Here is a 15,384-nt window from a genome sequence, read left to right as displayed (position 1 = left end):
TATGATTAATCTAAAACGTATCAAAGTAACTTTGCTACTGGTAGTAAGCTTCTTTATTGCAAGTTGTTCAGCGCCGAGTGTAGAGCATTACAAAGGCTCAGAACCTAATTTCGATTTTAAGACTTTTTTTAGCGGCGATTTAAAAGCCTACGGTGTTGTACAAGACTTTAAAGGCGAATTAACCCGAAAGCTTGTTGTAGACTTGAGCGCTACGTGGGATGGCAACCAAGGCGTTATTGAGGAAGACTTCGTTTATGATGACGGCGAAACCCAAAAACGTATTTGGAAAATAACCTTAAACGACGACAACACGTTAACCGGTACTGCTTCTGATGTTTTAGGCACGGCCACAGGCAAAAGTGATGGCAGTGTTTTTCATTGGAACTACAATGTAGAAATTCCTTACGATGGCAGCACTTTTGAAGTTAACTTTGATGATTGGATGTATTTAGTCACCAATACGCGCTTGATAAACCGCACATCTATTGTTAAGTTTGGCGTTGAGGTCGGGGAAGTGACTTTAGTAATAGAAAAAATATAGCGACTCATCACAGTGCATAGCTGCACTATATTTGTGCTTAAATTAAGTTTTTGTTAACCCAACTCGCTGTATTTTACAGTGAATTATTATAATTTTACTAATTTTTTAGTATTTTAGATAAAAAACGTAATTTGCTGTTGCTAACTCTTCGAAAATGCATAAAGATAGGATTTGCGAAGGCAAAATAATAACGAATAGGAATCTAATAATGAACAAAGCTCAACTAGTTGAAAAAATCTCTACTGACGCAGAAATCTCTAAAGCAGCCGCTACACGTGCACTTGATGCATTCACAGGCGCTGTAACTTCTTCACTAAAAGAAGGCAACTCTGTTGCATTAGTTGGTTTTGGTACTTTTTCAGTTAAAGAACGTGCTGCTCGCACAGGTCGTAACCCACAAACAGGTGCAGAAATCCAAATTTCAGCAGCGACTATTCCAAGCTTTAAACCAGGTAAAGGTCTTAAAGACCAAGTAAACCTATAAGGTTTAGGTTTATAAAAATAATAAAAGGGCTATTAAGCCCTTTTTTTTTGCCGTAAATTTAACGCTTATTTAGCTTTAAGCGCCTTATCTCCGCGACCAATGCCGACCGCGCCAGAGCGAACCACTTCTATAATGTCTGTTTCATGACGTAAGGTATCTAAAAACGACTCTATTTTATCGGTACTGCTTACCAATTGTAGGCTGTAACTTTGACGCCCCATATCTAAAATAGCGCCCTGAAATACATCTACAACCCGCGTTACAGCAGCTCGCGTAGCTTCATCTTGAGCAAATACTTTTACTAATAACAGTTCGCGCTCTATGTGGCTCATTTCGGTTAAATCAATCACCTTAAGTACATCGACCAGTTTATTTACCTGTTTGGTGATTTGCTCAACAATTCTATCATCGCCTTTAGTGGTGACAGTAATACGCGAGAGTGATTCATCATCAGTGGTTCCAACAGTTAAACTATCAATGTTGTAAGCTCGCTGAGAAAAAAGCCCCACTATACGTGATAACGCACCGGGTTCATTTTCTAATAATATAGATAATATACGACGCATTATGCCTTTACTCCTTTTCTTAACCACATTTCATCTATGCCACCGTGCTTAATTTGCATCGGGTAAACATGCTCTTTTTCATCTACTAAAATATCTAAAAACACTAATCTATCGGTTATCGACATGGCTTTGTCTATTGCTGGCTGTAATTCATCCAGTGTATTGACTCGTATTCCTACATGGCCGTAGCTTTCTACAAGTTTTACAAAGTCAGGAAGTGATTCCATATAGGAAGAGGAGTGTCTGCCGCCATAAATCATATCTTGCCATTGTCTAACCATACCTAGTGAACGGTTATTTAACGAGATCACTTTTACCGCTAAGTTGTATTGTAAACAGGTCGAAAGTTCTTGAATGTTCATTTGAATAGAGCCATCGCCAGTCACACATAAAGACTCTTTATCCGGAAAGGCGAGCTTAACCCCCATAGCTGCTGGTAAGCCAAAGCCCATGGTGCCTAAGCCACCTGAGTTGATCCACTGACGAGGGTGCTTAAATGGGTAATACTGCGCTGCAAACATTTGGTGTTGGCCCACATCTGAACTGACATAAGCATCACCATTAGTCGCTTTATAAATAGCCTCTATAACTGCTTGAGGTTTAATTTTATCGCCATCGGTATTGTAGTTTAAGCATTTTTGTTCGCGCCAACTGATCACCTGTCGCCACCAATCTTCTTGTGCACTGCGGTCTATTTTTATTGGGCTTTTATCTATAGCAGTTTGTAACTGTTCAAGTACCGTGGCTAAACAGCCAACAACCGGAATATGTGCTTTTATGGTTTTGGAAATTGAAGTCGGATCGACATCTACATGCACGATAGTGGCATTAGGGCAAAACTTTTGTACGTTATTGGTAACTCGATCATCGAATCGTGCGCCAAGGGCTAAAATAACATCAGCATTGGCCATGGCTTTATTTGCCTCTAATGTACCGTGCATACCCAACATACCAATAAAGTTAGGGTGAATGCCTGATATACCGCCTAGTCCCATTAGGGTATTGGTAATAGGGGCATTAAGCGATTCGACTAAATGGGTTAGTTGTTCTGATGTATTTGAAAGCACAATTCCGCCACCAGAATAAATAACCAGCTTTTTCGCTTCTAAAATAGCAGTAACGGCCTTACGAATTTGTTTAGAGTGACCCTTGGTATTAGGGTTGTAGGTTCTGAGTTCTGTTGCCGCTGGAAAGTTGTAAGCAAAGGTTAGCTCAGGGTTAAGCATGTCTTTAGGAAGTTCAACGACAACTGGGCCTGGGCGACCTGAGCTGGCAATATAAAAGGCTTTAGCAAGAATATTGGGGATTTCACTAGCGCTTCTACAATTAAAGCTATGCTTTACAATCGGGCGAGAGCAGCCAACAATATCCGTTTCTTGAAACGCGTCATCGCCAATTAAGTTGGTTGGCACCTGACCTGATAACACCACCATCGGAATAGAATCCATATACGCAGTTGCTATGCCTGTTACACAGTTTGTTGCCCCTGGTCCAGAAGTGGCAAGTACAACACCGACTTCACCGGTTGCTCTTGCGTAACCATCGGCCATGTGTGTGGCGGCCTGTTCATGACGGACTAAAATATGTTCAATATCATCTTGCTGAAATAGCGCATCATATAAGTCTAATACTGAGCCACCGGGGTAACCGAATATATACTTAACGTTTAACTCTTTTAATGACTTAACAACCAATTCAGAGCCATTATATTCTTGTTTACTCATCCTCATTCCTCTGTTGACTGATTTATGCAAAAAAAAACCCCCGCGTAGTGCGAGGGTTTTAAAAAGCATGTTTCACCTTTTAATACATCCCCGCTGGGCTTATCACTAAGACCAGTACGAGTAAGACTAAAAGACGAAATTGTGTGTTCATGATGTTTTGCTCTTTAAAATAAAATGCTGTTTAAATTACAATTTTTGTATGTGGTTATTTTTAAGGCTTTTGCGCGCTCATGTCAACCCAAAACTAAAGTTTTTGGATTAAAAATTCATTTTTATATCTTTTTTAATCTTAAATTCTAATTGTTGTGAAATATTCTCACGTTAAAAGCAGAAATTATGCATTTTTAATTTTAAGGAGTAGGGGGCTTAAATACACATTAATTACATTAAAGTGATACAAGCGGTTTTGAGCAGGCATAAAAAAAGCCAACAGATGTTGGCTTTATAATTCAATTATACTGTTACAGACGGTCGATTACCGACTGAGTGAAGTCAGTTGTACCATGGCTGCCGCCTAAATCGCGAGTAGTACGGTCGCCTGATTTAATCACATCTGCCACTGCGCTACGAATGCGCTCTGCCGTATCGCCCATATTTAAATGCTCTAGCATTTGAATAGACGCTAAAATAACTGACGTAGGGTTTGCTAGGTTTTTACCTGCAATATCAGGTGCGCTACCGTGAACAGCTTCAAAGATAGCCGCATCTTCACCAATGTTAGCACCAGGCGCCATGCCTAAACCACCAACTAAACCAGCACATAAATCAGATAAAATATCGCCGAATAGGTTAGTCGTTACAATTACGTCAAACTCTTCCGGTGTCATTACTAGTTTCATACAGGTTGCATCAACAATCATTTCAGTTGATTCAATCTCAGGGTAACGTTCAGCCACTTCACGAGCAACTTTTAAGAACAAACCCGATGTTGATTTTAAAATATTTGCTTTATGAACAGCGGTTACTTTTTTGCGACCTTCGCGTACAGCTAGCTCATATGCAAAAGTAACGATTTTTTCAGCGCCTTCACGCGTGATCACAGACATTGCCTCAGCTTCGTTGCCATCAGCACTCACTACTTGACCTGCACCTGAATACATACCTTGGGTATTTTCACGAACAGTAATAATATCAATGTCATCGTAACGTGCTTTAGTACCTGCGAACGACTTCACAGGACGAACATTAGCGTATAAACCAAACTGCTTACGAAGTGTTACATTGATTGATGTAAAGCCTTCGCCTACAGGGGTCGTTAATGGACCTTTTAAAGTGATTTTATTTTTAGCAATCGTGTCAATTGTTTCTTGTGGAAGCAATTCGCCCGTTTTTTCAAGCGCAGCGAGGCCAGCGTCAACAAATTCATAATCAAAATCGCATCCTGCGGCTTTTAGTATTTCAAGTGCTGAGTCGATAATGCTTGGGCCGATGCCGTCGCCTTTGATCACTGTTATGGTTTGTTTGGCCATGAACTTTTCCTTTAAAGATTTGGATACACACATAAATAAAAAATACTCACAGAGTTTAGACTACTTATATGACAGGGGTGCTAAATTTAAGCCGGCATTTATACCAATTTATTGAACATTTTGCCAGTTTATACTGCAAATACAGGGTATAACTTTAATTTATAGTGATAATAAGTCAGCTAAATACTATTGTGCAGACCTAATTGCTGCAGGGATTGATAAAAAATGGCCTCACTTTTCCAACCATGGCGGGTGAGTTGTTGATTTAATATCTGCTGTTGCCATGCTGTTAATGGCTGGTTAGGTTTAAGTACGCGCTGGGCTACAACTTTCAAAGCTGCCCACAACTTAGCGCTATCATCGAGCTGCTTTTTAGGCAATGTTTCAGCTTTTAATAACGCTATTGCCCAAGGGTCGCTACTAAGTAATTCATTAAGCTCATTAGTTAAATGAGGGGTATCAACATTGTTTATGCCAAAAAATGTGCATATTGGCGTATCTAAGGATTTATTCGGTGTTTGGTCTAAGGTGATTTTTCTAGAAACTTCTGGGCTGTAATTAATTAATAGATAATATAAATAGGCATATAGGCTCAAACTAATGCGTTCACTTTGCAAATTTTTATCGTGTTTTACTAACAGCTCTACAATGTTGACTAAACAACCCATGCGGGTACACAAAAATGTATGTAAAGGATGGGCAATACTATTTACTAACTGCTCGAAAACCATGCCTTGAATAATCGCAGGGGCCTTATCGTAACCGACCATAGACAAGCTATGCCTTAAATCTTTTGCCGGTTGCAGCTCTTTATTATACTGTTTTACTGCATGGCACACTGATTTTATAACATTAGGATAAGGGGTAAGTAATGTATTTAATGCTTTGTAACTGTACTCTTGTTGGTTTTTTATTTGTTTAACTAATTCGTACAAAGAGGACTGTGTATTGTCACTCTTATGAACAATATGCAGGTACTCACTGTCCCAAACTTTTAAAAACAAGCGCTCGTCATTACACGGCCATGCCTTTAAGCCATCCTCTAATGATGCTTTTATTCGATACCAGGCCATTTTTGTATTGGCATTATTAACGATAATATGACGGCCTGCCGAATCTGTAGCCAAATAAATCATTGTTTGGTCAGCATAAACCACTTGGCTACCTGGTACATATTCGCCAACGTGTGCCACTAAGCCTTTTAATAATCCCTGTGCAAATGAGTTGGGGGTTCTTACGTACATATCAGCTACGGCTTTATAAAAACTAATATGCTGCTGTTTTGCGTTGCAGGTTACGTTAAGCGCCAAAATATTTGCCAGAGCAACCAATACACTGGCTCCGTCATAAAGCATGACTTTAGGCGTGTTTAATAATGCGTGTTTGTATTTGGCTAGTTTAGCTAAAATATGGGCAATTTGATGTGCTGGTTGTTGTGATGTCAATATCACTTTGGCAGCGAGTTTATGGCGTAACTGCCACATTTTAGTGTCGGTATTAGTAAATGTTTGCTGTTGGGCTAGTTTATTCAACTGATTAGCAACACAAATGTGTTCCACCAATGAGGCACTGATATAAAGCTCTGTTAAGTGTTTATCGTAATTTTGGCTAGCACTTAATGCACAAGTTAAAACACATTGATTAACCACTAAATTGGTTGCAAAGCTATAGTGTGTTTTATACAAATTGAGCTGAGCTTGTAACGCTGCTGGGTTTTGTTTATATAACGCTGCGTATTGCTCTGCAAGTTTACAAACAATCGGGTAAAAAGTATGCCACTGGTTTTTATTATTGTGAGATGCTAAAAGCAACTGTGTGCTTTCGAGTAGCTTTTTTAGGTTACCCGACAGTGGTGCTTCCATTAAATTGTTCCATCATTTTGCTCAAGGTATTTTTCATAAGCACTTGGGCCCCACATTATTAGTTGGCCGTTTTTAAATAATAACCCGGTACATTCATCCATGGTGGTAATGCCATCCGAGGTTTTATGTTGTGTACGATAAAATATAACTTGCCACACCTGTTCACCATCGCGCTTGGCGTAGGTTAAATCTGGGCTGCCTAAATATTCAAGCACAGCATTTAGCGTAAAAGCATCTTCTAAGCGCAGTTTTTCAATATAGCGTTTATTGAATGCTTCGCGGTCTTGCCAAATCATTGCTTGTGGATCGTCTTTATAAAACATAATAACCGACGTGGCTATCAGTGCATATAAACCTAATCCCAATATCAAATACCTAAAAAACTTTTTAAACATTGCCTACCCAGACCAATATAACTATTACTAGTATACGTATTGCGATCGTTCAGTGCCATTAACTTGCGACTAATTAAGCCTTAACTGCTTTAAACTAAAGCCTAAGTGGATATCAGTACGCAAACTCACCAATTGTTTAGAAATAACAAACATATCCATATCATCAGCAAGCTTTTTTTGTAAGCGCGCACTTAATGATTCATCGCTTAATGCCTCTTCGAGAGTGTTGTACTGATTCACCAATTGTTGCGCCGATTTAACACCAATGCCTTTAACACCTGGAATGTCATTGGTTTTGTCTCCTGCCAGGGCCCAAAAGTCTATGAGTTTGTGTTGTGCCACGCCAAAACGTTCTTGGATATGCTGCTGTGTGAGCTGTTGTTTTTTAAAGTAATCATACACTTCAATTTGCTCATTTAAATGCGGTAAAAACCCTTTATCGGTAGAGACAATAGTGTTATTTATCTGATTGTTGGCGGCTTTATGGGCTAATGTTGCAATAATGTCATCGGCTTCATCGTTAGTCGGCTCAAATACCACAATGCCGGTTTCTTCAATGGCCGCTTTAAAATGTGGCAAGGCTTCTTTTAACGTTTGTGGCATCGGGGCGCGCGAATGTTTGTAATCTTTGTAAAAGTGATAGCGCCAACTTTTATCGCCATCAAATACAGCAATTGCATGGGTTGCATTAGTGGTTGTTATGAGTTTTTTGCAGGCATGTGCTACTCGAGCGCAGCATGCTTTTAACATATGTTCGTCGCTGTGATGCGTTTGGTTAGCATCAACAGCATAGATGCGCCTAATTAAATTAAGCGCATCAATAAGAAGTAAATGGGGATTCAATTATAAACTCACGCTTTTATTGTATAACAAGGAATATACTTACTGCCAGGGAGTTTCATTCTACCTTGTTCTACAAACGCTTGTAAAAGTGTGTCCATTGCTTTCATTAAATCAGGCTCGCCACTGAGGACATACGGGCCGTCTTTTTTAATCGCATTTAAACCTTCTTCTTTTACATTTCCCGCCACTATTCCCGAAAACGCACGGCGTAAATTAGCCGCTAACTGTTGTTTGGGTTGATCAAGGTGTAAATCAAGCGACGCCATAGCCTCATGAGAGGGGTAAAAAGGTTGCTGAAAATCACTGTCTATTTTCAAGGTCCAGTTAAAGTAATACGCATCTCCTTGGCTTTTACGGTATTCGCGTACACCATTCATTGCCGACTTTAACTTTTGGCTTACTAATTGAGGATCATCAATAATCACTTCAAATTTATCTAGGGCTGCATCGCCTAAAGTCATTTGAATGAATTGACACAGCTCCTCAAAGTAAGCTTCACTTTGTTTTGGACCGGTAAGAATAACAGGTAAACATTGCTTTTCGTTTTCAGGGTGCAACAAAATACCTAATAAATACAATAGTTCTTCAGCTGTGCCTGCACCACCAGGAAAAATAATAATGGCATGAGCGGTGCGAACAAAGGCCTCAAGTCGCTTTTCAATATCGGGTAAAATAACCAGTTCATTCACAATCGGGTTAGGTGGCTCAGCTGCAATAATACTAGGCTCAGTTAAACCTAAATAACGGTTGTTAGTTATACGTTGTTTGGCATGACCAATAGTGGCGCCTTTCATCGGGCCTTTCATTGCACCAGGCCCACAGCCAGTACAAATATTTAATCCGCGTAAGCCTAATTCGTAACCTACTTGTTTAGTGTATTTATATTCTATTTCGTTAATAGAGTGGCCGCCCCAGCATACAATCATGTTAGGTTCACTATTTACTTTAAGAGCGTCGGCATTTCTAAGCATGTCAAAAACCATGTGGGTAATGGCTTTAGTTTCTTGGAGGTTTTTTTCATACTTTTGGCAAATAAATAAGATATCGCGAATAACCGAAAATATGTGCTCATGTATGCCGGTGACTATGTGGCCGTCAACGAAGGCCGTTTGCGGCGGGTTCTCTAATTCAATTTTAATACCGCGTTCACGGCTTACCAAACGAATATCAAAGTCTTTATGTTTTTCGTATATATCGTTACTTACATCGGTATGGCTGCCTACATTAAGCACAGCTAAAACACAATTTCTGAATAACCTGTAGCGTTCGCTTGTTGATGACTGTTCTAGTAGGTCTACTTCTAGCTGCGATAATAAATCTAATACCCCTGTTGGGTTTAACTGTATTAGCATCGGCATTCTCCTTGATACTTCTTGGGTAAATTTACTGCGTAATTATGCCTTGTACTCAAAGGTAGAAATGCATAACACTATTTACTAATGCACAGACGATCCCGGCCTGAATTTTTAGCATCGTATAAAGCTTGATCGGCTCTATCAAATGCTTTTAGAGGGGTATCACCCTCTTTAAATTGGGTTGCGCCTAGCGAAACAGTAATTTCAATTTGTTTGTCTTTAAATTTAAACGGTATCTTTTTAATAGACTGTCTTAATTTATTGAGGTGCGCTGTCGCGTTTTCAAGTGAAGTGCGTGGCATTAATAGCACAAACTCTTCGCCGCCATAGCGTGCAATAAAGTCTGATTGCCTAATCGACTTTTGCAGTGCTTTGGCAATAACTTGTAAAGTAATATCGCCCGCAGTATGGCCAAATCGATCGTTGATTGATTTAAAATGGTCGACGTCTATAACAACTAGCGTTATGTCTGACGGTTGTTCGTTAAATAAATTAATTTCGTGGTTGTAACGCTCATCAAATGCCGCGCGATTAGGCAGTTTTGTCAGGCTGTCGAGTAAGCTTTTAAACCGTTGCTCATTTAAACGTTTTTTATAGTTACTGACTTTGTTTTCTAAGCTATTAATTCTTTCATTTATTTGTGTAAAGCTGGCAACTAAAATTCTGCGATCTTTTTGTTCGAGTTGCTCTTTTTCTAAAATATCTGCACTGAGTGAGCGTAACTCGTTTTCAACTAGCTGCTTTAACGCTGTGATTGAGGTCGCATTTTTTGTTTGTGTATTTAAACTTTCTAGCTTTTCACCAATGCGTTGATTTATTGAGTCAAATTCAACATTCATTGATTCAGAGTGTTCACTGGTTGATACCAATGAGCGATGCAGCTCCTCAAGTGTTTGGTTTAATGAAGCTAAAAAGCTTTGCGCTGATTCACGTTCAACGTGAATACTTTTAACAATTAAAGTAATCACATCTATTGCGGCATCAAGTAACTGGTCAACGGCTTTATTTTTAGCAATGCGTTTTTTTATTAAATACAGTGATTCGTTGGCTTCTTCTTCTAGCACGAGCTCACTAACTAATTTAAAAAGCTTTTCAGTGAGCACACTTAGGTTGGGTGGTTCAAAGGTTTTATTGCTTTTAGCAATTAAAGCTTGATGATAAAAGGTGATCAATTGGTTTAATATTGGGATAAACCCATGCACCGATTGTATATCGTCAAGTTGGTTATCTAATAAATGACGCAGCGTTCTGCGGGTTTCGTCAGGCAGGCCTTTCGTTTGTTGTAACTGTTTTCCTGCATTTTGTACGCTGGTTAACAGGTCGCGTTGATGCGCTAGTTGAATCGCTTCCTGATTTTTTAGCAAGGCCAAAATATCATCTACCAAAGGAGAGAAGTCTTCAAAATCCATTCCTTTGTTTAATGCGCTACGGAACTTTGCTAGGCGGTTATCAAGCTCAATATCAAGTCCTTTACAGCTTAAAGATAACTTAGCCGCAAAGTTAGAAAGGGTGTCAACTTGATGTTTACGAGCGCTTTCTATTACTTTTCTACTGTCAATTGCTTGTTTTAGTTTTTGTTCCACCGTATTGGAGCTCCTAGACACCTACACACCATTATTTTAATACCTTTATTGGTTTAGTTTACAACAAAAACATATTAATAGTAGGTATGAGATCAAAAACTTAATGTTTTTAGCAACAAAATACGAACGATCTTAAATATAAGTGTATTTATCGCTTTTAATTCACTTTTAAAATGGGTCTTGTTAATCTTGGTACAACAATACGTTATATAAAAAAGAGCCTTTATGAAAAAGCTACTTGCCTTATCAATTTTAGCTGCCTGTTCAGCACCGGTATTTGCCGACGTTAATTACGCTTTAAACATTTCTCAGCCAGAGCATCATTTAGGTGATGTGAACGTAGAATTTCCTAAAACGGCGCAGTCTTTCTTAGATGTGAAACTTCCAGCATGGCGCACTGGTCGTTATGAAATTTTAAATCTTGCCAATGGCGTTCGCTACTTTAAAGCCAGTGATGATGAAGGTAATGCATTAAAGTGGGAAAAGATTGACCACAGCACATGGCGCGTTCATTTAAATGAACCCACTGAAGTAAATATAGATTACCAAGTGTATGCCAATGAGCTAGGTAAGCGCGCCCGCCATATTGACGACAGCCATGCCTTTATTGATGCATCAGGCTTTTTTATGTTTAGCGAATCATTTCGCCAAGAGCCAGTAACGGTTGAATTAAACGTCCCTAAAGCATGGCGCTCTGTGTCAGGCATGGAAAATTATAAAAATAAGCACAGCTTTAAAGCCAGTGACTACGATGTATTAGTTGATTCGCCAATCGAAACCGGTATTAACGAGCTACGCACTTTTGAAGTTGATGGTCGTGAGTACGAACTGGTGGTATGGGGTGAGGGCAATTACGATATTGAACTGATGCTAACCGATTTGAAAAAGCTAGTGGCTACCGGCAATGTGATTTGGGACAGCTACCCGTATGAACGCTATGTATTTATGGTACATGCTACATCAGGCGCAAGCGGGGCAACTGAGCACTTAAACTCAACGATTATTCAGCGCCCACGTGACCGCTTTGCTAAACGTGAAGACTATTTAGGTTTTATAAGTACGGCAGCTCATGAGTTTATTCATACTTGGAATGTAAAAGCGTACCGTCCTAAAGGGCTTGCGCCATATGACTACACTAATATTAATTATTCAAAATTGCTATGGATAGCAGAGGGCTCTACCAGCTATTTTGAAGATCATTTATTAGTGCGTTCGGGTATTCAAACCAACGATGAGCTTTTTAAAGTATTAAGCAAAACCATTAACCGCCACCTCACTACCCCTGGGCGTGAAGTGCAAAGTGCCAGCGAAACCAGTTTTGATAAATGGATAAACCAAGGCGGCGATCACGCACGTAACTACAGCACTAATATTTATCTTGAAGGTTCATTATTGTCGATGGCGTTAGATATCGACCTACTTGAAAATAGCCAAGGTAAAATTAGCTACAGAGATGTACATAAAGCGCTTTATAAACAGCATAAATTACCGGCAGGGTTTACTGAGCAAGACGTACTGGCTATTTTAAAACAACTATCAGGGCGTGATTACAGCGCGTGGTGGCAGGCAAATGTTAGCTCACCAGCCAACCTTGATTTTGATGCACTGCTAGCAAAAGTAGGTTTAAGCTTTGAATTACCAGAAAAAGCCAAGGCCACACCAAGCTTAGATGCATTTACTAAAAATACTGGCGAGTTACTTACGCTTACCCATGTACGCCGCGATGGTGCAGCATGGCAAGGCGGCTTAACCACCGACGATAAACTCGTCGCTATTAATAAAAAGCATGTAGGTAAAGACTTAACAGCCAGCCTAGAAACCTTTAAAGCAGGCGATAAAGTCACTGTTGATTTTATTCGTCGTGATGCATTAATGTCGACTGAGCTTGTGTTGTCTGAAGATTTCGATAAACCTAAAAAAGTGGTTGCGAATAAAAATGCCACTGATGAGCAAAAAGCATTATTTAAAGCATGGATGGGTGTAGCGCATCCAAATGATGTGAAAAAAGACGACTAACATCGTATATCATATTGTTTAAAAAGGAGCTTAGGGTACAAACCCTGAGCTCCTTTTTTGTTTATTGGGCGCTATATTGTAACAATTTATCTCAGCGCAGTTGACCTTACTCATACTTAATGAGTAATCTGCAGGTTCAATAATAAAAGGGATTCTATAATGCGTTTAAAACCTCTTGTTGCCACTTTGGTAGCAACCTGTTCACTGGCACTTTCTTCTGCGGCCAATGCCGATGAAGGTATGTGGCAACCTCATCAGCTACCAGAGCTGGAATCAATTTTAAAAGCCAAAGGCCTTGAAATCAGTGTTGATTCAATTTCAAAATTAACCGAATTTCCAATGAATGCGGTTATTAGCTTAGGCGGATGTACAGCCTCGTTTGTTTCGCCAAAGGGCTTAGTTGTTACTAACCATCACTGTATTTATGGCTCAGTGCAATATAATTCAACGCCTGAAAACAACATACTTGAAAACGGCTTTTTAGCAAAAACACCGGCTGAAGATTTACCTGCTGCCCCAGGTTCGCGTGTGTACGTTACAGAAACAGTGACCAACGTGACTGATAAAGTAATTAGCGGCACTGACGAGCTAAGTGCAAAAGCACGCTACGATGCGTTAGAAAAAAATCAAAAAGCCCTCGTTGCAGAGTGTGAAGCCGATGAAAGCTACCGTTGTAATGTATATTCGTTTCATGGTGGTTTAGAGTTTTACCTTATTAAATCGCTGGAAATTAAAGATGTACGTTTAGCGTATGCACCTGCTATGGGCGTAGGTAAATACGGTGGCGATATCGATAACTGGATGTGGCCGCGTCACACAGGCGATTTTGGTTTTTACCGCGCCTATGTAGGTAAAGACGGCAAACCAGCAGAATACAGCGAAGACAACGTACCGTACGTGCCTGAGTCTTACTTAAGTGTAAGTGCTAAAGGCGTGCAAGAGGGTGATTTTGTCATGGTTACTGGCTATCCAGGACGAACCAATCGTTACCGTATTGCGGCAGAGGTCGATTATGTATTTAACGACAGCTACCCTAAAGCGCGCATGCACAATACTAAATACGTGTCATTAATTGAAGAAAACTCAGAAGATGGCAGTAAAGCGCGTATTGCTTACGAAAGCACCATAGCTGGTTATAACAACTACATTAAAAACTATGGCTCGATGATCGAAAGCTTTAAAAAAGGCACCATGTTTGAGCGTAAAAAGCAGTTTGAACAAGAACTTACAAGCTGGATAAACAGCGATAGCGAACGTAAACAGCGCTACGGTAACGTACTTAATGAGTTATCAGCACTTGTTGCACAATCGCAAGAGCACAGTGAGCGCGACCGTATGGTAGGCTATGTTCACCGTTCACAAATGATCAGCACGGCACGTCGTTTATACCGTTTAGCTTATGAAAAACAAAAGCCAAATAGCGAGCGTGAATCGGGTTATCAAGAACGTGATTTACCGCGTATTAAATCGGGTTTAGAGCGTATGTCACGTCGCTTTGACGCAAACGTAGATAAAGCCATATTACTGCACTTTTTAGAGCAATATGCAGCATTACCTAAAGCAGAGCGTTTTAGTGAAATTGATAAAGCCTTTGCTTTAGAAAATGGGTTTGATAAAGCAAAACAAAGTGCATTACTTGATGAAATGTACGCTAAATCAACGCTTGATAACGAAATTGTACGTAATTCATTATTTGAGCAAACGCTTAGCCAATTAAACCAAAGCCAAGACCCATTCATGCAATATGCAAAAGCCATATTCACGGTAATGAAAGCTGAGGAAGATAAGTCAAAAGCCCTTGCAGGTAAGTTACAAGCCGCTCGCCCAGAGTTAATGAGTGCGATTATTGCCTTTAATAAAGCGCAAAACAAACCGGTTTACGCCGATGCAAATAGCACATTACGTGTAACTTACGGCACGGTAGGCGGGTATTCTCCGCAAGATGGTTTAGTGGCCACGCCGTTTACCTCACTTGAAGGGTTGCTTGCTAAAAACACCGATGTTGACCCATTTAATGCGCCTAAAAAGCTGCAAGAGCAAATTAAAGCGAAGCTTTATGGTGATTACACTGGTGGCATGAATACTGTTCCGGTTAACTTTTTATCAAATGTAGACACGACAGGCGGTAACTCAGGTTCACCAACACTTAACGGCAAAGCAGAACTTGTAGGCTTACTGTTTGACGGTGTGTACGAAAGCATTATTGGTGATTGGGATTACAACCCAGAGCTAAATCGCTCAATCCATGTAGATTCACGTTACATGCTCTGGGTAATGGATAAAGTAGATAACGCACAAAACTTATTAGACGAAATGAAAATCGTAAAATAAGAAGCAGTTAAAATAACAAAAAGGCGCTCACCTTAACCGGAAGCGCCTTTTTTTGTTTAAACATTTTTGATTAATTTAACTTAGGGTACGGGCTACGGGCTACGGGTTACGGGTTACGGGTTACGGGGGGAGCTACTTTTTGACTTTTCACTGGCGCGTTTAAGACTGTGTGATGGTTTTGGTTTCTCATTTGCTGCTCATTCACTTCTCTTTGT

At 39.9% G+C, this 15,384-nt stretch carries 12 protein-coding genes; 4 read left to right on the top strand and 8 right to left on the bottom strand.

Annotated elements, in window-relative coordinates; genetic code table 11:
- The first annotated feature begins 1 nt into the window (after position 1).
- A complete protein-coding gene (locus N523_RS0118415; protein ID WP_028834801.1) occupies positions 2 to 541 on the top strand; it encodes a DUF3833 domain-containing protein in 540 nt (179 codons plus the stop codon).
- A gap of 208 nt (positions 542 to 749) precedes the next feature.
- Positions 750 to 1,025 (top strand): HU family DNA-binding protein, encoded by a 276-nt coding sequence (locus N523_RS0118410; protein ID WP_008112559.1) that lies wholly within the window; start codon positions 750 to 752, stop codon positions 1,023 to 1,025.
- A gap of 65 nt (positions 1,026 to 1,090) precedes the next feature.
- On the opposite strand, the gene ilvN is transcribed toward N523_RS0118410, so the two are convergent.
- The 8 genes from ilvN to N523_RS0118370 form a co-directional block, all read right to left on the bottom strand.
- A complete protein-coding gene (ilvN, locus tag N523_RS0118405) occupies positions 1,091 to 1,591 on the bottom strand; it encodes an acetolactate synthase small subunit (protein WP_013463265.1) in 501 nt (166 codons plus the stop codon).
- Positions 1,591 to 3,315: an acetolactate synthase 3 large subunit gene (locus N523_RS0118400; protein ID WP_013463266.1), complete on the bottom strand. Its 1,725-nt coding sequence runs from the start codon at positions 3,313 to 3,315 to the stop codon at positions 1,591 to 1,593. Before N523_RS0118400 ends, ilvN begins: the two co-directional genes overlap by 1 nt.
- A gap of 461 nt (positions 3,316 to 3,776) precedes the next feature.
- Positions 3,777 to 4,784 carry an isocitrate dehydrogenase gene (locus N523_RS0118395; protein WP_013463267.1) on the bottom strand — a complete coding sequence of 336 codons (1,008 nt, stop codon included), beginning with the start codon at positions 4,782 to 4,784 and terminating at the stop codon, positions 3,777 to 3,779.
- Positions 4,785 to 4,963: 179 nt separating this feature from the next.
- Complete coding sequence (locus N523_RS0118390; protein ID WP_028834802.1) at positions 4,964 to 6,646, bottom strand: hypothetical protein; 1,683 nt, start codon at positions 6,644 to 6,646, stop codon at positions 4,964 to 4,966.
- Positions 6,646 to 7,041, bottom strand: coding sequence for a DUF3192 domain-containing protein (locus tag N523_RS0118385; RefSeq protein WP_024600863.1), 396 nt, complete (start codon positions 7,039 to 7,041; stop codon positions 6,646 to 6,648). Before N523_RS0118385 ends, N523_RS0118390 begins: the two co-directional genes overlap by 1 nt.
- A 69-nt stretch (positions 7,042 to 7,110) precedes the next feature.
- Positions 7,111 to 7,884, bottom strand: a complete 774-nt coding sequence (xni, locus tag N523_RS0118380) for a flap endonuclease Xni (RefSeq protein WP_013463270.1) — start codon at positions 7,882 to 7,884, stop codon at positions 7,111 to 7,113.
- A gap of 8 nt (positions 7,885 to 7,892) precedes the next feature.
- The gene (gene ppnN, locus N523_RS0118375; RefSeq protein ID WP_013463271.1) at positions 7,893 to 9,236 is read right to left on the bottom strand and encodes a nucleotide 5'-monophosphate nucleosidase PpnN; all 1,344 of its coding nucleotides are present in this window, start codon (positions 9,234 to 9,236) and stop codon (positions 7,893 to 7,895) included.
- 77 nt (positions 9,237 to 9,313) lie between these two features.
- Positions 9,314 to 10,822 carry a GGDEF domain-containing protein gene (locus N523_RS0118370; RefSeq protein ID WP_081745142.1) on the bottom strand — a complete coding sequence of 503 codons (1,509 nt, stop codon included), beginning with the start codon at positions 10,820 to 10,822 and terminating at the stop codon, positions 9,314 to 9,316.
- A 225-nt stretch (positions 10,823 to 11,047) separates the two neighbouring features.
- Between N523_RS0118370 and N523_RS0118365 the strand changes: the two genes are divergently transcribed.
- Positions 11,048 to 12,838, top strand: a complete 1,791-nt coding sequence (locus N523_RS0118365; RefSeq protein WP_028834804.1) for a M61 family metallopeptidase — start codon at positions 11,048 to 11,050, stop codon at positions 12,836 to 12,838.
- 159 nt (positions 12,839 to 12,997) lie between these two features.
- Positions 12,998 to 15,169 (top strand): S46 family peptidase, encoded by a 2,172-nt coding sequence (locus tag N523_RS0118360; protein ID WP_028834805.1) that lies wholly within the window; start codon positions 12,998 to 13,000, stop codon positions 15,167 to 15,169.
- Positions 15,170 to 15,384 lie beyond the last annotated feature (215 nt).

Origin of the sequence: Pseudoalteromonas sp. 23_GOM-1509m, from assembly GCF_000518425.1 — a bacterium.
GTDB lineage: Bacteria > Pseudomonadota > Gammaproteobacteria > Enterobacterales > Alteromonadaceae > Pseudoalteromonas > Pseudoalteromonas tetraodonis.
Note: the sequence above shows the minus strand (reverse complement) of the source record. Positions and strands in the feature narration are given on the sequence as shown.

Bases quoted from the DNA above. Each gene is read 5' to 3' on its own strand.
- N523_RS0118415 (WP_028834801.1), top strand. From the start codon at position 2: ATGATTAATCTAAAACGTATCAAAGTAACTTTGCTACTGGTAGTAAGC.
- N523_RS0118410 (WP_008112559.1), top strand. From the start codon at position 750: ATGAACAAAGCTCAACTAGTTGAAAAAATCTCTACTGACGCAGAAATC.
- ilvN (WP_013463265.1), bottom strand. From the start codon at position 1,591: ATGCGTCGTATATTATCTATATTATTAGAAAATGAACCCGGTGCGTTA.
- N523_RS0118400 (WP_013463266.1), bottom strand. From the start codon at position 3,315: ATGAGTAAACAAGAATATAATGGCTCTGAATTGGTTGTTAAGTCATTA.
- N523_RS0118395 (WP_013463267.1), bottom strand. From the start codon at position 4,784: ATGGCCAAACAAACCATAACAGTGATCAAAGGCGACGGCATCGGCCCA.
- N523_RS0118390 (WP_028834802.1), bottom strand. From the start codon at position 6,646: ATGGAAGCACCACTGTCGGGTAACCTAAAAAAGCTACTCGAAAGCACA.
- N523_RS0118385 (WP_024600863.1), bottom strand. From the start codon at position 7,041: ATGTTTAAAAAGTTTTTTAGGTATTTGATATTGGGATTAGGTTTATAT.
- ppnN (WP_013463271.1), bottom strand. From the start codon at position 9,236: ATGCTAATACAGTTAAACCCAACAGGGGTATTAGATTTATTATCGCAG.
- N523_RS0118365 (WP_028834804.1), top strand. From the start codon at position 11,048: ATGAAAAAGCTACTTGCCTTATCAATTTTAGCTGCCTGTTCAGCACCG.
- N523_RS0118360 (WP_028834805.1), top strand. From the start codon at position 12,998: ATGCGTTTAAAACCTCTTGTTGCCACTTTGGTAGCAACCTGTTCACTG.